The 24,040-nt window shown below is 36.8% G+C and carries 14 protein-coding genes; 3 read left to right on the top strand and 11 right to left on the bottom strand.

Going from position 1 to position 24,040, the window contains the following annotated elements; all coding sequences use genetic code 11:
- Positions 1 to 9: 9 nt before the first annotated feature.
- The 4 genes from prwr041_RS06965 to prwr041_RS06950 are packed head-to-tail and all read right to left on the bottom strand — an operon-like array spanning position 10 to position 4,693.
- Complete coding sequence (locus tag prwr041_RS06965; protein WP_207153115.1) at positions 10 to 975, bottom strand: glycoside hydrolase family 43 protein; 966 nt, start codon at positions 973 to 975, stop codon at positions 10 to 12.
- Positions 975 to 2,072, bottom strand: a complete 1,098-nt coding sequence (locus prwr041_RS06960) for an endo-1,4-beta-xylanase (RefSeq protein WP_207153114.1) — start codon at positions 2,070 to 2,072, stop codon at positions 975 to 977. The genes prwr041_RS06965 and prwr041_RS06960 overlap by 1 nt, the downstream gene beginning before the upstream one ends.
- A 5-nt stretch (positions 2,073 to 2,077) precedes the next feature.
- Positions 2,078 to 3,493: an MFS transporter gene (locus prwr041_RS06955; RefSeq protein ID WP_207153113.1), complete on the bottom strand. Its 1,416-nt coding sequence runs from the start codon at positions 3,491 to 3,493 to the stop codon at positions 2,078 to 2,080.
- Positions 3,494 to 3,505: 12 nt separating this feature from the next.
- Positions 3,506 to 4,693 (bottom strand): SGNH/GDSL hydrolase family protein, encoded by a 1,188-nt coding sequence (locus tag prwr041_RS06950; protein WP_207153112.1) that lies wholly within the window; start codon positions 4,691 to 4,693, stop codon positions 3,506 to 3,508.
- 179 nt (positions 4,694 to 4,872) lie between these two features.
- Between prwr041_RS06950 and prwr041_RS06945 the strand changes: the two genes are divergently transcribed.
- From prwr041_RS06945 to prwr041_RS06935, 3 genes are read left to right on the top strand one after another with little or no spacing between them, the layout of a single operon-like run.
- Positions 4,873 to 8,754, top strand: coding sequence for a hybrid sensor histidine kinase/response regulator transcription factor (locus prwr041_RS06945; RefSeq protein ID WP_207153111.1), 3,882 nt, complete (start codon positions 4,873 to 4,875; stop codon positions 8,752 to 8,754).
- 48 nt (positions 8,755 to 8,802) lie between these two features.
- Positions 8,803 to 10,743, top strand: coding sequence for an alpha-glucuronidase (locus prwr041_RS06940; RefSeq protein ID WP_207153110.1), 1,941 nt, complete (start codon positions 8,803 to 8,805; stop codon positions 10,741 to 10,743).
- 7 nt (positions 10,744 to 10,750) lie between these two features.
- On the top strand, positions 10,751 to 12,328 hold the full coding sequence (locus prwr041_RS06935) for a DUF5597 domain-containing protein (protein WP_207153109.1): 1,578 nt from the start codon (positions 10,751 to 10,753) through the stop codon (positions 12,326 to 12,328).
- A 5-nt stretch (positions 12,329 to 12,333) separates the two neighbouring features.
- Here prwr041_RS06935 and prwr041_RS06930 read toward each other — a convergent pair whose 3' ends face one another.
- From prwr041_RS06930 to prwr041_RS06900, 7 genes are all read right to left on the bottom strand, one after another.
- A complete protein-coding gene (locus prwr041_RS06930) occupies positions 12,334 to 13,533 on the bottom strand; it encodes a GDSL-type esterase/lipase family protein (RefSeq protein WP_207153108.1) in 1,200 nt (399 codons plus the stop codon).
- Positions 13,534 to 13,734: 201 nt separating this feature from the next.
- Complete coding sequence (locus prwr041_RS06925) at positions 13,735 to 15,315, bottom strand: SusD/RagB family nutrient-binding outer membrane lipoprotein (protein ID WP_207153107.1); 1,581 nt, start codon at positions 15,313 to 15,315, stop codon at positions 13,735 to 13,737.
- 20 nt (positions 15,316 to 15,335) lie between these two features.
- On the bottom strand, positions 15,336 to 18,557 hold the full coding sequence (locus prwr041_RS06920; protein ID WP_207153106.1) for a SusC/RagA family TonB-linked outer membrane protein: 3,222 nt from the start codon (positions 18,555 to 18,557) through the stop codon (positions 15,336 to 15,338).
- Between the two features lie 512 nt (positions 18,558 to 19,069).
- The gene (locus tag prwr041_RS06915) at positions 19,070 to 20,173 is read right to left on the bottom strand and encodes a BACON domain-containing protein (protein WP_207153105.1); all 1,104 of its coding nucleotides are present in this window, start codon (positions 20,171 to 20,173) and stop codon (positions 19,070 to 19,072) included.
- Positions 20,174 to 20,179: 6 nt separating this feature from the next.
- Complete coding sequence (locus tag prwr041_RS06910; protein WP_207153104.1) at positions 20,180 to 21,490, bottom strand: DUF4302 domain-containing protein; 1,311 nt, start codon at positions 21,488 to 21,490, stop codon at positions 20,180 to 20,182.
- A gap of 15 nt (positions 21,491 to 21,505) precedes the next feature.
- Positions 21,506 to 22,429 carry a zinc-binding metallopeptidase gene (locus tag prwr041_RS06905; protein WP_207153103.1) on the bottom strand — a complete coding sequence of 308 codons (924 nt, stop codon included), beginning with the start codon at positions 22,427 to 22,429 and terminating at the stop codon, positions 21,506 to 21,508.
- Positions 22,430 to 22,447: 18 nt separating this feature from the next.
- Positions 22,448 to 24,037: a RagB/SusD family nutrient uptake outer membrane protein gene (locus prwr041_RS06900; protein ID WP_207153102.1), complete on the bottom strand. Its 1,590-nt coding sequence runs from the start codon at positions 24,035 to 24,037 to the stop codon at positions 22,448 to 22,450.
- Positions 24,038 to 24,040 lie beyond the last annotated feature (3 nt).

Below are 24,040 nucleotides of genomic sequence, written 5' to 3'. Positions count from 1 at the left end.
TTATTTTGATTATTCACTTTTCATTTTGATAATATTTCCATCTTTATCATAACTAAGCGGAATAACTTTCAAGCTTCGTAACCATGTTGTATCTTTGCTAGGAACACAATCGTGATGAAACAGATACCATTTTCCCTTGAACTCAGCTATACTATGATGTGTGGTCCAACCAACAACAGGCTCAAGTATCACGCCCTTATAGGTAAATGGACCATAAGGATTATCACCAACGGCATAACATAAATAATGAGTATCACCAGTACTGTAACTAAAATAATACTTGCCATTATACTTATGCATCCAACTAGCCTCAAAGAAACGATGAGGATTATCTGCTGTAAGTGGCTTGCCATTTTCATCAACAATAAGGACTGGTCGTGAAGCCTCGCTAAACTGCAAAACATCATCTGTCATCTTTGCAACACGGCTTGGCAATGGAGTTTCATTCCCTTCAGGGAGATGTTCACACTTCAATGCCTTATTATCCTTATACCATTGAAGTTGTCCACCCCAAATACCACCAAAATAACAATATACACTACCGTCTTCATCCTTGAACACGCAAGGGTCTATGCTATATGAACCACGTATAGGATCAGCTTTAGGCACAAACGGTCCTTCTGGAGTTTCTGAAACAGCAACACCTAAATGAAAGACTCCGTTATAGTCCTTAGCGGAGAATATAAGATAATACTTACCATTCTTCTCTACAACATCATTATCCCACATCTGCTTTTCAGCCCAAGGCACGTCTTTCACATCAAGTATAACACCATGATCTGTAACAGGTGCTGTCATAGGATCATCACCAAGTGACAGAACATGATAGTCTTGCATTTGGAAATGTCCGCCGTCATCATCAAAACACTCACCACTATCCCAGTCATGAGACGGGTAGATATATAGGCGACCGTTGAAAACATTGGCAGAAGGATCTGCCATATAATCCTTTGGAAATAAATATCTTGATTTCATTATTTAAAAAGTTTTATTATATCTTTTACTACAGGCTTCACTTTATATTTCCTGTCTATAAGTAGGCTATAGTTTGTACGTCCAGGAACAGGCCAACCATTAAGCCAGCTATCAGCATCGCTAACACCCCATAGGGTAACACGACTTATCTGATCTTTATGCTTAGCGTAAATATTGAAAAAAGCTAGATAACGCTCGTTGAAAAGCTTTTGAGCACTCTTAGTAAGTCCATTAACATAAGGATTAAGAGTCTTATCGTATTTAAATCTCTGACTTATATCAGCACCTCCGAAATGTTGTGGACTTGGAAGCATGTTTATATCAAGTTCTGTCATCATAACTTTTACACCACAAGCAGCAAGTGAATCTATAGAAGCTTCATAATCATTTAGATTTGGATAATCAATACCATTATGGCTCTGCATACCTACAGCGTCGATGCGACAACCTTTTGCCTTTAAATCACGTACAAGTCTACAAACAGCATCACGCTTAGCAGGCTTAGACATTGAATAATCATTATAATAAAGCTCAGCATTAGGATCAGCTTCATGCGCAAACTTGAACGCCAACTCAAAATACTCCGGACCTATTATATTATAATATGGAGTTTTACGGTAACTACCGTCATCCTCAAAAGCCTCGTTTACAACATCCCACCCTTTTATGCGCCCCTTATAGCGGCTCACAACATTTGTAATATGATGATAGAGTCTATCTATCAATACTTCACGAGTTACTGTTTTACCATCGTTATCCTTAAACATCCACCTAGGGGCTTGAGAATGCCAAACAAGGCAATGACCAGTAACGACCATATTATTATCTTCAGCGAACTTCACCGTAGCATCAGCATCACCCCATGAATAACGGTTCTCTTCAGGATGAATAGCCTCACCTTTCATGCAATTCTCTGCAACTATAGCGTTAAAGTTATCAACTATAGCACTCTTTACCTTTGGGTCCTGACTATAGATATTTCTTGTGCTCACAGCAGCACCAATAAGGAAATGTTTTCCTATTGTCTCTTTCATTGTCTGTGCCGAAACGTTAACAGTCAAGGCAAAGAATGCTACTCCCAGAATAATTTTGTTCATGATGTCTAGTCTTTGTTATTACGTTTTTCAATTTCCATATTTATATTGTCTATAACCTCATCTGTAAGTTCGTATTTCGAGATTATAAAGATTGCTAACAACAAAAGGATAGCAGGTATAATGCATACAAGCCACAATATTCCATGCTGTGCAAAAGCACTCTGACTGACTGCATTTGACTTATCAAAACCAACAAAGCTCAAAATAAGTCCAGGAACTACTCCACCAAGCGCCATACCTGCTTTATAAAATATACCAGTAAGTGCATTAACAATTCCACTTATACGGCGACCTGTTGTATACTCTCCATAAGAAATAACCTCTGGAACCAAAGCCCACATATAGCCTGTGGCAACGATGACACCGGTAGACTTGATAAACTGAGCAACATATACGATCCATATTTGACTGCGCAATGCTGGAATAACAGAAACCACATACAACAATCCCATTCCGAAAATTGCGATACCTAAAAAGACATAAAACATCTGTCTTTTTCCGATAGCTCGCTTTATGGCAGGAACCAATGGCATAAATATAAATGCTGGAGCAGAGCCCAATCCCATAAATATAGCCATTTCAGTAGGTGTACCCTGTACATTATATATCATATAATAACTTCCTGCAGAGTTGCCAATCGCCATCATGGCAAAAGCAGTGATATAGAAAAAAGCCAATATTCGTAAAGGACGATTACGCACAAACTCAACCCAGAGATCACTAACCTTTACACTCGCTGTTTCCTTTTTGTCCATAACGACACGTTCATGTGACTGAGTAAAACAAAAAACAAGGAGCACCATACCAATCAATGCATAAATAGCCATGGTAATAAACCATGCACCACCATCTTTCTTTGTATTAGTAAGACCATCAGGAGAAAGAAAGGCCACAATGATTGGAATGCCAAGAGACACGGCAAGCCCACCGAGATTTGCCATAAACATTCTGACAGAAGTAAGTATTGTAATCTCATCTGTATCACGGGTTAGACTCGCATTAAGAGCACCATAAGGTACATTAACCAACGTATAGCACATTGACATACCTACATAAGTGATATAAGCATACATCAATGAACCAGAAAATCCATTCCAGAAACATAATATGGCAAAACCAGAGAGTGGTATTCCTCCCAATACAAGATAAGAACGATATTTGCCCAATTTAGGACTATGCTTATCTACAAATGTTCCAACTAAAGGGTCCCACAGAACATCAACAAGTCTTACAATCAAGAACATTACCGCTACAGTTGCAGGATCTAGTCCAAACACATTAGTATAGAACAGCAATAAATACATACCAATAGTCTGGTATATAAGATTCTGAGCCAAATCTCCGGAACCAAAGCCTATACGCTGCAACCAGCTTAATTTATAGAATCCTTTAGATTCCTGTTTTGTCAAATTTGTATCCATTTATTATATTATTTATTTTCCTTTTATTATTTCAGCAGCATAACGCCCCATGACCTCATACCCTGAAGGATTAAGATGCAACCAGTCTGAAGAATATTCTGAGCGCAGCTTGTGAACGTCTGATGGATCACGCACCAATTGATCAAAATCAACGATTCCATCGAAGTCTTTACTCTTTCTTATCCATTCATTAACCGTCTGTCTAGCCGCTTCGTGAAAAAGGCTATACCATCCATTTCCCTTGAACGGTGTTATCGTTCCACCATATACTTTTATACCTTTCGCCTTTGCTTTTGCTGCGAGTGTCTTATAAGCCTCAATAAGTTCTACCGCAATTTGTTCACTATTTCCGTTACTGCATCCGATATCATTAGTTCCCTCAAAGATTATAAGTTTAGTGACACCATTCTGAGAAAGTATATCCCTGTCGAATCTCTGCAATGCAGGCTGGCTTATGCCACCACGCAGTACGCAGTTACCCCCGATGCCAAGATTAAGAACTCCATAAGGATTTTCGGCATTCAAGGAATTCGACATAAAATCCGTCCATCTGTTCTGCTTGTTTGTTGTTGTCCCACGACCATCAGTAATTGAATTGCCCAAAACAGCGACAACAGGAACATTATCAGCCATGACATCTATTGCAGAAATATTATACCAATGTTCTACTTTTTCAGAATTATCGAAATCAGACTTTGCATTAGCCATTCCTTTTATAATATAAGATGTTGTACGTGAACCGCGATGCGACGTAGCATTTTCTGGTGTTTGGGCACCATAACATACAGTTATAGCTAAACGCTGTCCTGATTTTAGATTATATTTTATAGGATCAGACCAGACTGTTTTTCCTGCAGGAATAGTAACTTTCTTCTTTCCAGAGAAGTTTAAGCAACGAGACGTTTTAACATCAGTTTGCCAACTATCGCCAAGAGCATTAGCTATAAATACAGAATTTATCTCAACAGGTTGTGAACTGAACTCATTAGACAGTTTTAGTCTTATTGGCGAACCTGCAAAAGATATGTGTATAATATTTCGGACAGAACACCCCGAAAGACTGTTTGCAGGCATATCACCCTTTCCTGTAAACTCAGGCGCTGTTGCCCAAGAGCCTGTCCATTTATTTTCTTGTGCATTAGATTGCTGAATATTCACAAGAGAAAACATCAACAACAATAAACCAAATATTTTTTTCATGCCATTATAACTTTTATTTTTGCAAAATTAATAAATACATTAAAAAACAAAGTAGTTTAATGTAACGAGAACATTTTGATTTGTATCATTTTTCCCATATAAACACATTTTAAGAATGAAACATTTTTGATTTTAACTGGTTTTCACTAAATTTGCAACATACACCAACAAATAACTACATGAAACGCATACACTACATTATTACATTCTTTGGTCTGTTGATAACGATAATCGTTATGGCAGATAGCAGCAGACTCTATACATCAGAAAAATTGTCAAGTAGTCTCATAAACTGTGTGACCCAAGACAAATACGGTTTTATGTGGATTGGTACCGAATATGGACTAAGCAAGTTTGACGGTTACAAATTCACTAATTATCTGCATAACAGCAAAGATACCACATCAATAGCAGATAACATTATATCATCTTTCCTCGTAGACAAAAAAGGAAGGTTGTGGATTGGATGTGCAAAGGGGCTTATGCGCTATAATTCTACTAACGATAACTTTATACAGTACCATTTCCCAGATGGAAGGAAACCGAGAATTTACGACATGATAGAAAGTAGAAACGGTGACATTCTTATGGGTACTGCAGGATTCGGACTATACTCTATTAAAAGAGGTACTGACAAGATAAAATATGAGAAGCAATATTCCACAAGAGATTCTAATATGTTCTACACACACATATTTGAAGACAGCCACGGATATATTTGGCAAGGAAGTCATTTAAGTCGATTTACACGTTTCAGTAAATATAAAGGAAAAATAAAAGTCACTAATTTTGATTCACCATGTGGGGCTCCTGTAAATTTCTACCAAGACTGGAAGAACTCTATGATGATTGTATGCATGTTTGGAATTGTAAACTATGACTACACAACTGGCAAGATAACAGATGCTGGATATAATTTCGGACCTTATAAGGGAAACATCACTATAAACTGTTCAAAATTCGATAAAAACGGCAATCTTTATATTGGAACATCAGAATGTGGAGTACTAATGGCTCCTGCAGGAAGTAGAACATTTAAAGCATTTGAAAACAATAACAGCAGTAAGTTCGACCTTAGCACGTCATGGGTGAATGCCATTTATGAAGACAAGAGCCAAAATATATGGATTGGTTGTTATAAAAAAGGATTATTTCTAATTAACAATCAGAAAATGGCTTTTAATAGTTGGAGTTTCTCTGATCAAAATTATTCAATTGGAAGCAGTGTTTCTTCACTCGCTCCCGGAAACGACGGAAGTATTCTGTGTACGGTTCAAAACAGCGGAGTTTATAAATTTGATAATGCAGGCAAGATTGTCAGTCACCCCAAATCTCCAGCAGGAACAAGCATAATCTATCAGGACAAATGGGGACGATACTGGGTTGGTACAGGAAACGCACTATATAGTTATAATCCAGAAACAGGAAACTATAAACAAGAAATGAAATTTGCCAGTGCAGGAATATACTGCATTACAGACGATGGAATGGGCAAATTATACATATCTGTATATAGTAAGGGGCTATACATTTATGATAGCAAGACACATAAAGTTAAGATTCTTGACATGAGTATGACGTCTCCTCACGGGATGTTATGCAACGACTGGATTAGATCCTTAAGATTCGATCGTCAAGGGCTTCTGTGGATTGGCACTTCAAATGGCGTAGCGTGCCTTAACACCCAATCATACACCTTCGACAATTACGGTTGGAATTGCATATTGCGCAATTCGCAAGCTAACTGTTTATGCGAAGACGATTGGGGCAATATGATAATAGGAACCGATGAAGGATTATACATATATTATCGTGGTTTAAAGAAACTAGCACCATTTCCACATTCATCAGTACTTAGAAACAAACAAATATGCGGTATAGTAAAAGATTCGCACAATAATATTTGGGTAAGCACAACAATGGGTATATGGCAATATGACCACCATACAGAGACTTTCATTGCACATATCAATGGAAACGGCCTTCGCTCTCGTGAATATACATTAGGTGCTGTAATGCAATCTAAAGATGGACGCATTGGATTTGGAAACACCGATGGAATCACAACTTTTTATCCAGATAACGTAATTAGTGACATTACAGAAATGGGAGATGTACATCTTACAAATTTCATCATTTATGGCAAACATATGGACTATACCAAGAACGAGTATACAGTTCCATATTCAGAAAACACTTTTACTCTTGAATTCTCGCTATTAAACTATAAAAATGCAGAAGATGTCTCCTATCAATATCGAATAAACCGAGGTGAATGGTATTCTACAGACGAAGGAATAAACTCCATTCCTTTTAACAAGCTCAACCCTGGAAATTATCAGATTGAGGTAAGGGCTAGCTGCAATGGCATTGTCTCCAAGGGTACAAAAGTAATAGATATTACGGTAGAATCACCATGGTATGCAACAACATTGGCATATATAATATATGCCGCACTGATAATCATACTTATATATTTCATATTCAGATATTATGAAAGACGTAGGATCGCTGATCTTGAAGAGCAGAAAATGAGATTTCTCATTGATGCTACTCATGATATACGCTCTCCGTTAACATTGATAATGAGCCCATTGGAAAAACTAAAGCGTAAGATTACTGATATTGACAGTCTGGGAGAAATAAATATCATTGACCGTAATGCTCAAAGACTGTTACTGTTGGTAAATCAAATTCTTGACGAACGGAAAATCGACAAAAATCAAATGCAACTACACTGTGATGAGACTGACCTAGTAGAATTCACTCGCAGTATTATTGCTTTATATTCATATAACGCAAAAGAAAGGAACATAAATATTTCTTTGGAGGCATCACAGAAAAAGATAAATGTATGGATTGATCGCATTAACTTTGACAAGATTATTAATAATTTGATGTCAAATGCTATAAAATACACTTTTGACAATGGAACCATAGATGTGTTAATAACTTGTGACAGCTCAAAGGCGACGCTCAAAATAACAGATTCTGGGATCGGAATAAAAAATGAAGACGCAGGAAAACTATTTGATCGTTTCTATCAAGGAAAAAATACGAAAGGATTTCATATTGCCGGTACAGGTATTGGCTTGAACTTATGCAAAGCATTGGTAAACATGCACGGAGGAAACATAAAGGCATATAATAGATGTGACGGCCAAAAGGGCACATGTATGGAAATAAATATTCCACTTGGAAATGCTCATCTTAAACCAGAAGAAATAGAACCAACTGGTAAAGATAATATAAATGAAATCGCATCACAAACACATAAGAAAAGCGCCAATAAAGATTTCAGAATCTTAATCGTTGACGACGACCACGAAATTGCGACATATATTATAAACGAACTGGGCGGATGGTATAAGTTCGATTATGCGTCAAATGGAAGGGAAGGATTAAGCAAACTACTTTCTTCTGAATTTAATTTGGTTATAAGTGATGTGATGATGCCTGAAATGGATGGCATAACCATGCTTAAAAAAATAAAAGGGAACAGTAAGATTAGTGACATCCCTGTAATACTTCTTACCTCGAAGAGTAATGTTGACAATCGTCTTGAAGGATTAAAACGTGGCGCTGATGCTTTTCTTGCCAAACCATTCAGCATGGAAGAGCTACATATCCTAATTGACAATCTGGTCGATAACGTCAGAAGGCTTAAGGGTAAATTCTCAGGTGCATTGGAGCAAGAAGATAAAATGGCAAAAATAGAAGTAAAAGGTAACAACGCCATACTTATGGACAAGGTGATGAAATGTATCAACGAAAATATCAGCGATCCAGACTTTAATGTAGAAAAGCTCGTCGAAAGTGTGGGTATGAGTAGAGCGCAGCTACATCGTAAACTGAAAGAAATTACAGGTGTAAGCACCGGTGAATTCATAAGAAATCTACGATTAGAGCAAGCTGCTCAACTGATTATTCAAGGAGAAATCAACATATCCCAGGTAGCTTATGCCGTAGGTTTCAATAATCAGACCCATTTTTCAACTGTATTTAAAAAACACTTTGGGGTAGCCCCATCTGAATATTTTGAGACGAAACATAAAGAATAGGATATTATAAACAAACTATAATATAAAAATATTGATTAATTTTGCAACATGAAGAAAACTATACTGTTATTTATATTCTTTGCGATTTGCTCCACGATAACCGCAGAAGACGGGCATAATCTATGGTTGAGATACGAGACTCTAAACAAAGCTCATGTAATTGCACCGCAAGGTGGAAAAACTATGCAGATTGCCATTGAGGAATTAAAGAAATATTGGAATGGCAAAGACATAAAACTCGTAATTGACAAACGTTTAAAAAATGATGACGGATTCATTTATGATGCAGATTCCATTTGTTCTCATTCTGAAATCGGACTGCTATATGGTGTTTACGAAGCTCTAAGGACACAACAACTTAGCACAAACAGTAACGCTGGAGGATATTCTGCTCCAAAATATTCACGACGGATTCTCAATCATTGGGATAATCTTGACGGAAGTATAGAGCGTGGTTATGCCGGAAAAAGTATTTTCTTCTCTTCAAAACTAAAAGGCTATGACTGGGAGAAACGTATTATGGAATATGCACGAGCAAATGCTTCTATTGGAATAAACGGTAGTGTGCTAAACAACGTGAATGCTTCTCCCAAGATTTTGACAAAAGAATATCTTGATAGTATAAAAAATATAGCTGATATAATAAGACCTTACGGGATAAAAGTTTATCTATCTGTGAATTTCGGTTCACCAATGGCCTTGGGATATACAAAAACAGCAGATCCACTCGATGTAACCGTTAGAAATTGGTGGATAAATAAAGTAAACGAGATATATTCTTTAATTCCAGACTTCGGTGGATTTCTTGTAAAAGCAAATTCAGAAGGACAACCAGGACCATTTGATTACGGACGTACTCATGCTGACGGTGCGAATATGCTTGCTGATGCACTGGCCCCTCACAAAGGAATCGTCATGTGGCGAAGTTTTGTATATGGCGCAAAGCACAAAGGCGAAGACCGAGTGAAACAAGCTCTTAATGAATTCAAAGATCTTGACGGCAAATTCCGTAACAATGTAATACTCCAAAGCAAGAACGGACCACTTGATTTTCAACCACGTGAACCCTATGCTCCGATCTTCGACAACATGAAGCATACAAAACAAATGGCAGAGTTCCAGATTACACAAGAATATACAGGACAAAGCAAGCATCTGGTATATCTCGCAACAATGTGGAAAGAATTTTTCAGCTTTGTATCTCCAGACTGCCTTGTTGGTATAGCAGGTGTGAGTAATATAGGGGATGATACTAATTGGTGTGGACATCCTTTTTCACAAGCTAACTGGTATGCCTTTGGTAGACTTGCATGGGATCCATCTCTTTCTGCCGATTTAATCGCTCATGAATGGATTCAACAAACATTTGGGCAGAATATTAATGAGTATGCTATAGGAGACATGATGCTAACAAGCCGTGAAGCATGCGTTGACTATATGATGCCACTAGGTCTCCACCATTTATTTGCATTCGACCACCATTACGGACCACAGCCAGACGGATACAAAGCAGAATATCCAATAGAATGGTGCCCAGTGTATTATCATAAGGCAGACAAAAATGGTATAGGATTTGATAGATCCTCAAAAGGCACTAATGCTGTATCACAATACAGAGAACCATACCGAAGTATGTTCGACAATCTACAGACTTGTCCAGATGAATACTTACTATGGTTTCATCATGTTCCATGGGATTACAAATTAAGAAATGGAGACACATTATGGGATGAACTATGTGGACTCTATTATAGAGGTATAGAACAAGTTGTGTCGTTTCAAAAGATTTGGCAAGATGCTCAACCGTATGTTGATGAAGAACGTTGGTCAAAAGTAAACGTGTTGCTCCAAGTGCAATTAGACAATGCTAAGGAATGGCGTAACTACACATTGGGATACTTTCAAACTTTCTCAAAACAACCAATAAAGTACGATTTCACCGGTGTTAGCTTTATGCCAATATCAGTTAGCAGCAAGTTAAGACAATAATACCATTATGAAAAGAATAATATTTATTATGGTTACAATGCTAACGTGTTTTACAGCACAATGCATTGGACAGGAAATGATTTTAGGTGGTGAACTAAGTAATTCTGCAGCAACGAATATTGCAGACATTGATAGTTCGATTTCTAAGGCTGCCAAGACAGGTATTAATACTGTACTAGTACCTGCACAATGGGACTTAATTGAACCTACAGAGGGGACATTTGATTTTTCACTAATCGATGAAACCATTAATATTGCACGAAAAAACAATATTAAGGTTATATTTTTATGGTTTGGAGCATGGAAGAATTCTATGAGTTGCTATGCACCGATGTGGTTTAAGGAAGACACAAAACGCTTTCCAAGGGCAATTACAGACAAGGGCAGAAAGATGGAAATTGCATCAGCATTTTCTGAGAATGTATTCCAAGCTGATAACACAGCATTTACTTCTCTCATAAGGCATATTAAAAAAATAGATCCACAGAAGGAGACTGTCATAATGATCCAAGTGGAAAATGAGATCGGTATGCTTGAAAGTGCTAGAGACTATTCAGAAATAGCAAACAAGGAATACAGCAAAGGTATATGGCGGAAAGAGTTAAATCAAATCGGATTTCATACAGAAGGCAAACTTTATGAGGACGAAGCATTTCAAGCAATTTATTATGCGAAATATGTTGAACGACTAGCCAAAAATGCAAAACAAATCCACAACATACCTTTATATGTAAATGCAGCCATGAATAGCCGTGGACGAAAGCCTGGAGAATATCCATCAGCGGGACCTTTGGCACACCTTAGTAAGATATGGAAGGCTTATGCACCAAGTATTGACATGATGTCACCAGACATCTACGATGCAGGCTTTAAAGAATGGGCAAAAAAATACGATTTCAAGAACAACCGTCTATTTATTCCAGAAAGTAAATGTTGCGCAAATAGCGGAGTAAGAGCTCTATATGTTTTTGGTGAACACCATGCTTTGGGATATAGCACTTTCTCTATTGACACTGCAGAAAAAGAAGCAATAGAAAACTTACAAGGTAGTTTTTCGCTACTTCGTCAGCTTTATCCTATTATGACGCATAATAACAAAAAAGATATACACGGCGTTCTTTTTGATAAGACTGACAATCAGCGAATAATTAAAGATGACAACATCACAATAACATGCAGACACTATTTCACTTTACCTTGGGATAAACGTGCAACAAATGGTCAAGAATGGCAAGAAGGCGGCGGAATAATAATTAAACTGGCTAAAAATGATTATTTGATTGCAGGGAATGGAATTGTCGTGTCATTTCTAAACAACAATGAGATTCTGCAAAACAAAGAAGAAAAACTTGGCGAAGATGGATTCATCATTAACGGACGCAATGATGATTCTAGTAGAAAGAACTCATCACAATTTAAAGGAAAACGTACGGGGATTGGATACGTTGACGAAGTTACAATAAAAGCAGACGGCAAAATTGAATATCTTCGCAGACTGAACGGTGATGAAGATCATCAAGGACGACACGTAAGAATATCTGTTGGGGAAAGGAAGATTCTACACGTAAAACTATACGAGTATTGAATCTTTCATTTTATAATATTGGCAGCATATTCGCCCATCAGCCTATACCCTTCTATATTAGGATGCAACCAATCACTTTGCAAATTCTTTTGCATTCGACTATGATCTTCAGGATCACGAAGGAGTTCATCAAAGTCTAAAATACCATCAACTTTCTCTTTTTGAGATCTTATCCATTGGTTAACAGTTTCGCGAGCTGCATCATGAAAAATTGAATAATATCCAGCACCCTTAAACGGAGTTATAGTACCAAGAAATACTTTAAGTTTCCTTTCCTTTGCTTTTTTTATCATTGCATCATAAGACTCAATAAGTTGCATTGCAACAGCCTCGCTATTTCCCTTTGTAGCAGCACCGATATCATTTACGCCCTCAAAGATTACGACTGAGTTTAATCCACGTTGCTCTAAAATATCATGGTCAAAACGATATTTTGCCAAAGCCCCGAATCCTCCAGGAACAACAACCCTGTTGTTACCTATACCAAGATTCAATACTCCTATATTAGTTATATGATGTTTATAGTGTAATGTCTCTGACATGATATCAGGCCAACGATTTTGAGCATTATCAGTGCTATTCTTTCCATCAGTAATAGAATTACCGATGATAGCAATACTCTTTCCTGTTGCATCAAAGACATCTATTGCAGCAATATTAAACCAATGATTCTCACGGAATGCATTCGAGAAGTTACTAGTTGCATTCGTCACTCCACGCATAATATAGCTTGTTGTCCGAGAACCCATATGAACCGTAGGATTTGCAGGTGCCGAAGTATAATTAATTGTTATGGCTAACCGTTGCAAAGGCTTTAAATCATAAACTAACGCATCACAGAATTTTGTCTTTCCTGCAGGAATTGTTATATTATACTTATTACCAAACTTCAAATATTTTGCCGTTTTTGCATCAACAGCCGAAGAATCACCGGCATGAGCTATATATACAGAGCGGATCACTAAAGGCTCAGAGGAAAGTTCATTACTAATTTGCAATCTAATTAGCTTCCCTCCAATCGACACCTTAACAATTTGTCTGACTGAACGGTTTGACATGTTATTATTGTAAGGCATAAAAGTCTTTACAACAGGTTGTTGTGCCGTAGCCCAAGTACCAACCCAATGCTCCCCTATAACGTCCTTAGCTTGAGCATTTGCGAATAGAGAAGCAAACAGCATCAATACAAATAATATCTTTTTCATCTTTTTACCTTTTATCCTTTTTATAATATGAATCAGGACATCGTCACCTAAATATCATATTTTTCTTCTGATTGTAATAAACGTGATGCAAAGATAACACAATTTTCTGAACAACAAAAGGGGCTGACAAAAAAGTCAGCCCCAAGATCAGAGAGAGAGAGAGATAAGACTGGTCTCGCGACCAATCATCTTATCTACAGATTATTTATTTGCTGGATGATTATACTTAGATACGCGTACATCCCAATACATCTTACTGTAATAATTGTTTGTTCCATCAGTAAGTTTAGCTACTGCAGCTTTCCAATTATCACCATTAAGCGTACTTTCATTAGTTGGATATTTAACACGTTCAATAATATCACCTTTAGTTTCACTCAATGGAGTAAATGCAACTTTAGAGCCATCATAGATACATGTAATTTCACCTGGGCGAATCAACTGTTCAGGATAACCTGTACGACGGATTTCAGTCCAAGCTTCAGTACCATTGGTATAAAGATCGATATATTTCTGAAGAGCACAGCTTTCTGCGTTTACATTTCCAGAAACAGCATTTACGTATGCATCAATTGTCGTATTTGAGATTGACTTACCAGCCAAATCATACCAATATTGAAGTGAGGCTTTAATACCATCTTTATAATCAGCAACATCATAACCATTATATTCACAAAGGATGAACTTCAACTCAGCATAAGTCATCAAAGGAACTGCATAAGTCTTTTGAACAACCATAGGCTTAGTGCTATACCAGTTTGGCGAACTAGCACGGAATTTATCCTGAGTTCCTGTTGGTGCAGCATAAGGAATACCCTGATATACTCCATCAGCATTTGGAGTAGTGTAAACACTTAGACGTGGATCTAAAGTTCCCTCCCAAGGATGTTGCTTATTGTTCAAAGAATCACGCTGACCTTTCATTATATCAACCAAAGGACGTGCTATCGTAAAGTCATTACGACCATCAGTAAAGAAACCTTTATAGAACTGGCAATAATCAGAACCAGAAGCAACATAAGTAAACTTAGCTGCGTCATCATTACTTTCCATTACTCCACTCTTCAAAGCATCAGCAATATAAGACTTCCAATTAGGATCAACTTTAGAAAGATGGATTGCAAGGCGGCACTTCAAAGAATTACCAAACTTCTTCCACTTGCTTGCGTCACCGCCAAATATTATATCGCCAGAAGTAAATGCACTCTGTGAAGCATCGATCATATTAACAGCTGTTGTAAGATCTTTTATCATACCAGCATAGATATCTTTCTGGTCATCATACTTACAATACATGATGTTATCACTTTCTAATTTTGAAATATCAGAATATGGAACATTTCCCCATGTATCAGTAATTACATCCATCAGCCAAACTTTCATAATCATAGCTGCAGCAATCTGATTTTCATTTGCACCAAAAGTTGCATTCTTAACCTTTGTTGCATCATCAGAATTCAATTTGACAACCTTATCAAAATTAGCCATACCCATATAAAGGTAGTTGAAATAGCTATTATTAGTTGACTCACGAACCTGATATCTATCCTCTTCTGTATAATTACGCTGTGACCACTGCTGTGAATATGGAAGACACTGACGACCACTGAACCAAACATCATAGATATTATCCATTGCCCATTTCTCGGCACCTTCCATCAACATATTTGACGGAACATCAGATGTACTATTTGGACTTACATTCATTTGATCCAAATCACTGCATGATACAGCGGTAAGGCACAATGAACCTAAAAATATATATTTTAGAAAATTATTCATATTGTATATCCTCCCTTATTTTAGAATTTGAGATTTACAGTAAGACCATAATTGGCAACCATAGGAGTAGCACCGCCTTCGATACCCTGTATATTACCAGAACTTGTAACAATCATTTCTGGATCAAAGTTCTTACAGTCAGGTCCCCATACGCCAAGATTACGTCCGTAAGCTGAAAGGCGAAGAGACTTTATAAACCAAACTGGATTTAGTTTAAATGTATAACCTACTGTTACCTCACGAAGTTTGATATAATCAGATCTCAAAATATTTTGTGCAGCAGGACCATTATAATAGTTTTCATAATAATCGCGGGCACTTACTCTTACTGTATTCTTTTCACCTGTTCCATAAACAACACCATCAGAGATTATACCTTTTTCACGTACACCGTTTGCGGCTGTTTCTGCAAACATACCACAGTAGTATCCCCACATCTGAGTTGTTGAGAAGAAATGACCACCCTTTGAAAAGTCAAACTGGAAGCTTGCGTCAAAATTACCCCACTTAAATGAGTTAGACCAACCACCTGTGAAATCAGGATAGATATGACCTATATCCTCATTGCCGCTTGTTGACATGTATAATCCGTTAGAATCTACACACTTGTTACCATTTTTATCATATACATAGTTAGTACCCATGATTACACCATAAGGTTTACCAACAACAGCACCAATCTCTACCTTGAAAGGAGCATTAGCAATACGATAATAGTCTACACCTTCTGCAAGCGACTTAACTGTATTTTTGTTTGAAGCCAATGTTATATTAGTTGTCCATTCAAAATTGCGAGTTTTTACAGGAGTTGCATGAAAAGCAAATTCTACACCTTTATTCTCGATTGTTCCAGAGTTAATCATTTTATAGATGTAACCTGTTGAACCAGAAACAGACAATGGTAATATTTCATTACTTGTTTTAGTGGTATAATATGTCAAGTCAAATCCTAAACGGTTATTAAGGAATGATGTCTCAAGTCCAAATTCCCAAGACTTTGTAGACTCAGGCTTCAGGTTTGAGTTTGACAATGTATTTGAAAGACGGTATCCAGGAGTAGAACTATCAATATTAGTATATTGTGTATAAGTCTGCATCACCTGATATGGATCTGTATCATTACCTACACGAGCATAACCTGCACGCAATTTACCATAAGACAACCATGGCGCTTTATCTTTCAAGAGTTCAGAGAACAACCAACTGGCTGTAACAGAAGGATACACATAAGTATTATTACTCTTTGGCAATGTAGAAGACTTATCTCCACGTAGTGTTGCCTCCAAATACAACATATTCTTCCAACCTATAGTAACATCACCAAATAAAGAATTAATTCCTTTTTCTAATTTGTAGTTATACGCTTGAGGAGTTGTAATTGAGTTAGCAAGATTATAATAGAGAGGAATTGCGAGTCCACCCTTAGTCTCACCATAAATAAGTTCATAATGACGCTGCATAATATTTGCACCGACATTAGCTGTAACAGAGTAATCACCAAATGCCTGATTGTACATCAACAAGAACTCGTGGTTTAATTCGTATTGCTGACGTGAACTTTCCTTGTATGCAGAAAGCTCCTGAGAATAAACCGCATTGCGTTCATATTGCTTGTCTGCATAGAAATCAAGATTTGCCTTATACTGTGCCTTCAACTGTGGAAGAATTTGATAGCTTACACCTACATTACCATAAATACGATTACGTGAATCGTTTTCATAGTTCATATAACGGCTCCAATAAACATTATTATGATATTGGATTGTAGGGTCATCAAAGCCACCTCTATTCCAAGAGCCTTGTGTTCCATCATCTTTGAGGTACAAAGCTTTAAGTTCATCCATATTGAGCTGACGCTGTCCCCACTGAGTAAACTTCACCATGATATTATTGTCGCCATAACCAGTATCTTGACGGCCTTTTGTGCGGCTATTGAAGAAGTTTACACTTGTGAACACATTCAACTTCTTATCCTTGCTCATGATGTTACCATTAACACTTACAGTATTTTTATATTGTGAACTGTTTGGAAGGTAACCTGTCATAGCTGTATTTGTATATGAAATACGGAATGCACTGTTATCATAAGCTTTTGATATAGCTACGTTATTTGTATACGAAACTCCTGTTTTAAAGAAGTCACGATAATCCGAAGTAGCAGGACTCCATGGAGATGTTGTAGGATTACCTACCTTACCACCAGCTTCCCATTTCTGCAAATCAGCCCAAGAAACAACCTGACGTCCGTCAAGCTTAGGGCCCCAACTTTCATCCATACCATAATCAGGTATAGTATATGTAGTTCCATTTACAGTTGTTGTCTTGAAGTCATCAGCTTCGCTACCGCTAGCCTTATAACTACCAGCATATCCATAGCCACCACCATACTGACTCTGAAGTTTTGGTAACTTTGTTACAGTTTCGAAACCAACCGTTGAACTATATTCAACACCAAGTCCCTGATCTTTCTGTCCACGTTTTGTGGTGATCATTATTACACCATTTGATGCACGAGAACCATACAGAGCAGATGCAGCTGCACCTTTCAACACTGATATGTTTTCAATATCATCAGGGTTTATATCCTGTACAAGGTTACCATAGTCGTAACCACCAGCACCACGTGCTGTTGAATTAACATCAGAAGAGCCTACTTCTGTTGCGTTATAGTCTGTACCTTCAATAGGCACACCATCTACAACAAACAAAGGTTGGTTATTTCCTGAAAGAGAACTAGCGCCACGAATGATAATCTTTGAAGAACCACCCATAGAACCAGAACTTGAAGAAATCTGCAAACCCGCAACTTTACCTTGTAATGCATTAACAGGATTGCTAACGCCACCACGTGATTTAATCAAATCAGAACCCTGAACTTCACTAACAGCATATCCCAGAGCTTTCTTCTCACGTGATACACCGAGTGCCGTAACTACGACATCATCAAGTGTTCTGTTGTCTGACTGAAGAACGATTTTAAGGTTTGTAGCAGCCTTAACATCTTTTGTCTTCATTCCAAGATAACTTACTCTTAACACGCTCCCCTCAGGTGCTGTTAATTGGAAATTACCATCCACGTCTGTTACTGTACCAGTTTTAGTACCCTGTACAAGAATTGAAGCACCAGTGATTGGCTCACCGTCATCACTTGATGTTACAGTACCAGACACTCTAATCTGCGCCAGTGCTATTCCTAAATTTAGGAACAAGCAGGCTAGAAACACTAAAAGTCTCTTTTCCATAAAGTCTCTCTCTTTAAAGCTCAAAAATTACAAAATCTCTACTTAAACTCGATAAAAGCTGTTTCTTTTCTCGCTTAATTAATTTTATTAATGTTATCGTGCACAAAGTTAATGAATGTATAACCAACCTCCAAATATTTAATGCTAAAAATTTCGTTTTGAAGCAAAAAAGCCGTATTTCGATTACATTTACGCATATTTATTAAATATTTTACAACACAATGTCAATTAAAAGACAATATTCAATATAAAATTGACAGTCCATCAAATATTTAATATATTGAAAAATAGAATAAAAATAGAATCCATCAAAGAATTAAGATAGCAATTAGTTATATGGATACTTTTAGCTGTATTGTTTAAGCATTCAAATAAGTTCCCCCACTCTTCAATTTTCGCTTAATTAGCTATATAGCAAAAAAAAGTGAAGGGAAAGAACCTAATATGCTTAAAACATAAAAGGTGTGCTTTACAAAAAGCACACCTTTAATATAAAATATTTAGTTGATAACCTAACGCAATACAAATTTTAATTGATTTTGCTTTTCTAAACTGGCGATTTTGGCTTTAGAATCAGTTTTTTTTAATAAATACGGAGAATGTTGCTCTAACAAAATCTTCTTTAAAGAATTTGCATTAAGCTGTTTTGAGGTGCAGCCAGCGAACAATAATGTGCCGATTTCATTGGTACCAAACGTTCCACTAAATTCTGCATATGTACCATCATTAATATCATAATCAAAAGCTGCAGTATAGGCTGCCCCACCGATATTATATCCTGTCCAATAATCAACAGTTGCATCGGCAAAAACAGTATAAACATAATATATTGTACCCGCAATATTAAATGTTCCTACATATTGTCCGCATTTAGTTGAAATAGCAATGCTTGTACCATCAAAAGCTACGGGTATCTTTAAATCTAAATCAGGTAAGGATATCGTATCTCTCGAAACTACTGCATTGAAAGCCTGTAATTTGCCGGCACCATCTTCTGAGACAAGATAATAATCACCAGCTAAGTCTGTATCAAAGTCACATTGGGCAACCTTTATTGAATCTTTATAACTACCTACGTTATATTTAATATAACCAGAACGCAAATGCCCAGTTGTATTAGCAGTCATACTAATTTTCAAACTATCTTCTGTATTTGAAACCGTTATCCAATCAGGAGCTGATAAAACATTGAAGTCAAGATTGGCAGACATTGCATAAGTAAACGAGGTTGCTAAATCAGAGCTATTATTAACAGATGAAACCGACAGTTGGAAAACAAGACCTCCTTGTACCAAAGGAACATTTACGGAATCAGTTCCATTATGTAATGTAACGACCGTTGAACGACCTTCATTATTATTATTCTGTTCAACATCAACCTTTACTGTATCTCCTACGACACTGATCTTGCACCATGTAGCGTTTGAAGATGCGCTTACTGTGCCTTGAGAACGGAACTCTACTACCCCATTAGAAGCACGAGCTGGAAATACAAGATTACTTTTCACAACACTAATTGTGGATTCTCTTGCATAAGGATTATCAATATTATCGCTACAAGCGGCAAATACTAGTATACCCAATAATACAATAAATAAATTTATAATCTTCTTCATACTAATTTACTTTTTAATTAATGAGTCCAAATAATAGAAACGATTAGAGCCATTCACTGCCCAAGCTGGATTTACAAAGCCTCCTGCACTTTTACCATTAGAGTCTATAAGCCACATAATAAATGAATCAGAAGTTAATCCAGAATATCCATTTGAAGCCCATTTAAAACCAAGTTTTCCTGGGGCACCTAAACTTGAATTATACTTCAACACCATACCTGCGCCCGTATTCCATGTTAGATTTCCACCAGCGGCTATTCCCCATGCACAAAGCCAGATATTATAACCTTGATATTCACCAATAACCTGACTATTCAGTTCTAATATACCTTTTGACTTATTATACTTAAGTATAGGACTAAAATTAGAGTTTAAACCATCTAATTTATACGTTGTGCCATCACCTGACGGAGTCAGCTTGACATCCATTGTTAGTTTAGTCAGCTTTCCTGAAACGGGTGCACTATATGTAAACGAATAATCACCTGCATAATCAGAATATTTAAAATAACCAGCTGGCAAAGTTCCTTTCAAAGTCACGTTAGAAGCATCAGTACAAGTTAAAGTTGTCTTATCTGCATCAAATATAAAATTTTGCAATTTCTTTCCATCAACTATTATTGGGTCATACAAGCGCACCCCTTTATCTGTCATTGTAAAAGCTGTTGAACCCAAAACGGTAGAATCATTTTTAATATAGTACTCTATCTGCCTATTATCAATATCAACTGATATGTCAAGACTAGTTTTATCTACAGAACCAGAAGCCCCATTAATAACGAAATTATCAATAGTAGATTTAACATTGCTAAGATAAGCTGATGGCGTTTCTGTTAAAGGATACATCTTCATTATTGAACCCGTCTTCTTTCCTTTCAACACAACTTCGTTAGCATCAGCACTAAGTATTATGAATTCATAATCGGCATGAAAACCTTCATAATTATCGGCACTAGGTGTAGCAAGAGCATGCAACACCGTGTTGTAGGTATCAAAAGTCAATACAGGTCCATCGTCAGTAGTGAGTTTATAATATGAAGTTGCACTATCAGCAGACAGCTCAGAGGCCGCAGTACATGTAAGTGAATCAAACTTCACCGTAAAAGCATAACCTCCATATTGTTGATTGTCACCTACATAATAATCTATTAGCCAACCCTTTTTTGATCCTTCAAGCACCTTTCTTGTTTTATCTAGAGCATTCTGCATACGCAATGACGAAGGCTCGTCAAAAAGATCTTCCTGATCTTTCATACAAGACTGAAAGACAAGCAAAGGAAGGAGCAATAGTAATAATTTAAATATATTATTTTTCATAATTGTATGCTTTCGTTATTTTATTGTTAAATCACTTAAGTTTATCTTATCAGCAACAACGTCATATTCACGGCGCAATACAGAAGTCCTTAACTTATCAATATCAATATTCCAAGAATTCTTCATGTAAGACCTTACCATATTAAGTTTTGCCTCAATAAGCTCACGTCCATTCTTTGGATCATCAGGAGTTCCGGCAGCTTCTTCCATCCAAGCCTCCCATTGCTCAGGTGTGTTGGTTATATACATAGAAAGCATCTCTGCAAAATCCTCACCATGTGAATGCTGAGAATAAGCACTTATAAAACCTCTCTGTAAATAACCTGAGGAATATTCTGGAACACTCCAACTATCGGCTACATAGCCAGTAGATGTAACAAGCTGAAAGGCTGATGAATAATCCTTTGTCTGATTAAGAATATGAGTAAACTCATGATGGATTGTCTTAAGATACAATTCATTAAGATAATTAAGATTGTTCTTATATTGATCAAGATTATTTACTCCGGTAAGTAAGATTTTCTTTCCACTTTCAGCAGTACCTAAAATCATTGTTCCGTTGTTTTTATACTCAAATTCTCCAATAAGGAAAAACATCTTCGGAAAATAACGACGAGTGAATTCAACACCCCCGACCTCGTTGTAAGCCTCAACACAAGTGTATTTAACGATATGAGCCAATTCCACAGACTGATTATAGTCAGCAGGAACTGTATAAAAAGTCTTATCGGTCTCATTATACTCGTAACGATACTTGAATTCTATATTATATGGCTGCACATAATTTACTGTCAACCATTCATCAAAGTTCGTCTTTGTTGAATTATTACCACTATCCGATGTGATGACACTCTCCGAGCTCAGGTTATCCTCTGAACATGCAGAGAATGACATGGCGACACATGCTAGTAATAATGAATAAAATATATTCTTTTTCATTTTGTTGCTTATTAAATTTTACCTAGGATTTGCTTGAAGTCCTGCTTCTCTAACCTTGAAAGGTATTTGGATAGCACGACGTAAATCATTTGTTGTCAAAGAATCAGTAATCGCTTCTGGCTTTCCTGCAGCATTGATTGTCCTTCTAACGATATTTATTCCATAGCGTTTAATATCAAACCATCTAAAACCTTCATAACTTGTCTCGATTCGCTTGAAACTCAAGGCACATTGCAACATGCATTCCTGAATACTACCTTCTGCATCAATTGCAAAAGCAGGATATAGATGTTTCTTTATTGTAGGTGCATTCCATGTAGCATAGTTAAGAGCCTTGTAATATGTCTCAATATTCTGAGGGGTAAGCACAACATTGGAGTTTGTATAATTGTGCATCCATGTATTAAGGTCATCACAAGCTTTTGTATATTCTTTCAACATGATATAAGCCTCTGCACGTTCCAACAAAGTAAGATCTGCCTTAAATGCTGGATATACCGTACGGTAGTAACCTGTTTTTGCTACAGGATCTGTTTCTTCAAACATATAAGGCAACTTAGCCACAATAACGCGGTTAATTCCACTTCCTGTGAAAGTCATAGGAGCACAACGCATATCGTGACTATCGCCATATATATTATTTGCAAGCAAATCCTCTGTCGAAGCTAGATATGTGTTATGAGAATATTTTGACAGATATGAATAGTTACCTCCAAACAATCCTGCTGCAGAAATAGACGTTAGCAACAAAAAGTTTGAATTAGAACTTGCATCAATATATACATTACAACGTGGAGTCAAACTGTTTGTTACGCCATAAGATTGCATTTTATCCCAATTCTGCAACATAGTCTTGGGTGAAGCGCCAAGACATACAGATGCATATTCGGCAGCCTTATCCCATTTTTCATAAAACAAATAAAAACGTGCAGCAAATGCATAAGCAGCTTGACTGTTGAAATGATACTTTGGCACTGTATAATGTGTATCGCCAACAAGCGGTAATGCTTCCTGTATATCCTTATCTATCATTTCATAGTCGTGAGCAACAGTTCCACGTTCATATTTTGGATTCAGCGTTGTCTCAGATTCTGTAATATAAGGAATGCCAAGATCATTTATACTTGTCTTAGAATTGTAATTCATACAAAACTCATTTGTCAATATAAAGTGAGAATATGCACGACAAAGTAGAGCTTCAGCCTTGGTCTCTTTAAGTTTTGTTGTTGTCGGTCCACCAACTTCTTCTATTGACTTCAATGACTGATTGGCAGACGCAATAGCTTTATAACAACTCTCCCAAAGATTCTCTGAAGATTCATTATTTTCATCAGTAGCGTCATCCCAAGAATAGACCTTATCTAGAAAACGTGATGTGTAGTTTGCAAATGTTGGGCCCATGTCATCAACATTATCAGACATATATTCATTCAAAAGAATATAATCGCTAGTAGGATAAGCAGATGTGGTAAGACTTGCAATTTTATCTTCAGAATTAACCTCTGCACGATTATCAGGCATTTTGTCTAGATAGCTATCACAAGAAGCAAGTGATATACTAGCACAAGCTAGTAATACTATAGAGTATAATATATTATTCTTTTTCATAAT

It is taken from the genome of Prevotella herbatica (assembly GCF_017347605.1).
GTDB lineage: Bacteria > Bacteroidota > Bacteroidia > Bacteroidales > Bacteroidaceae > Prevotella > Prevotella herbatica.
Note: the sequence above shows the minus strand (reverse complement) of the source record. Positions and strands in the feature narration are given on the sequence as shown.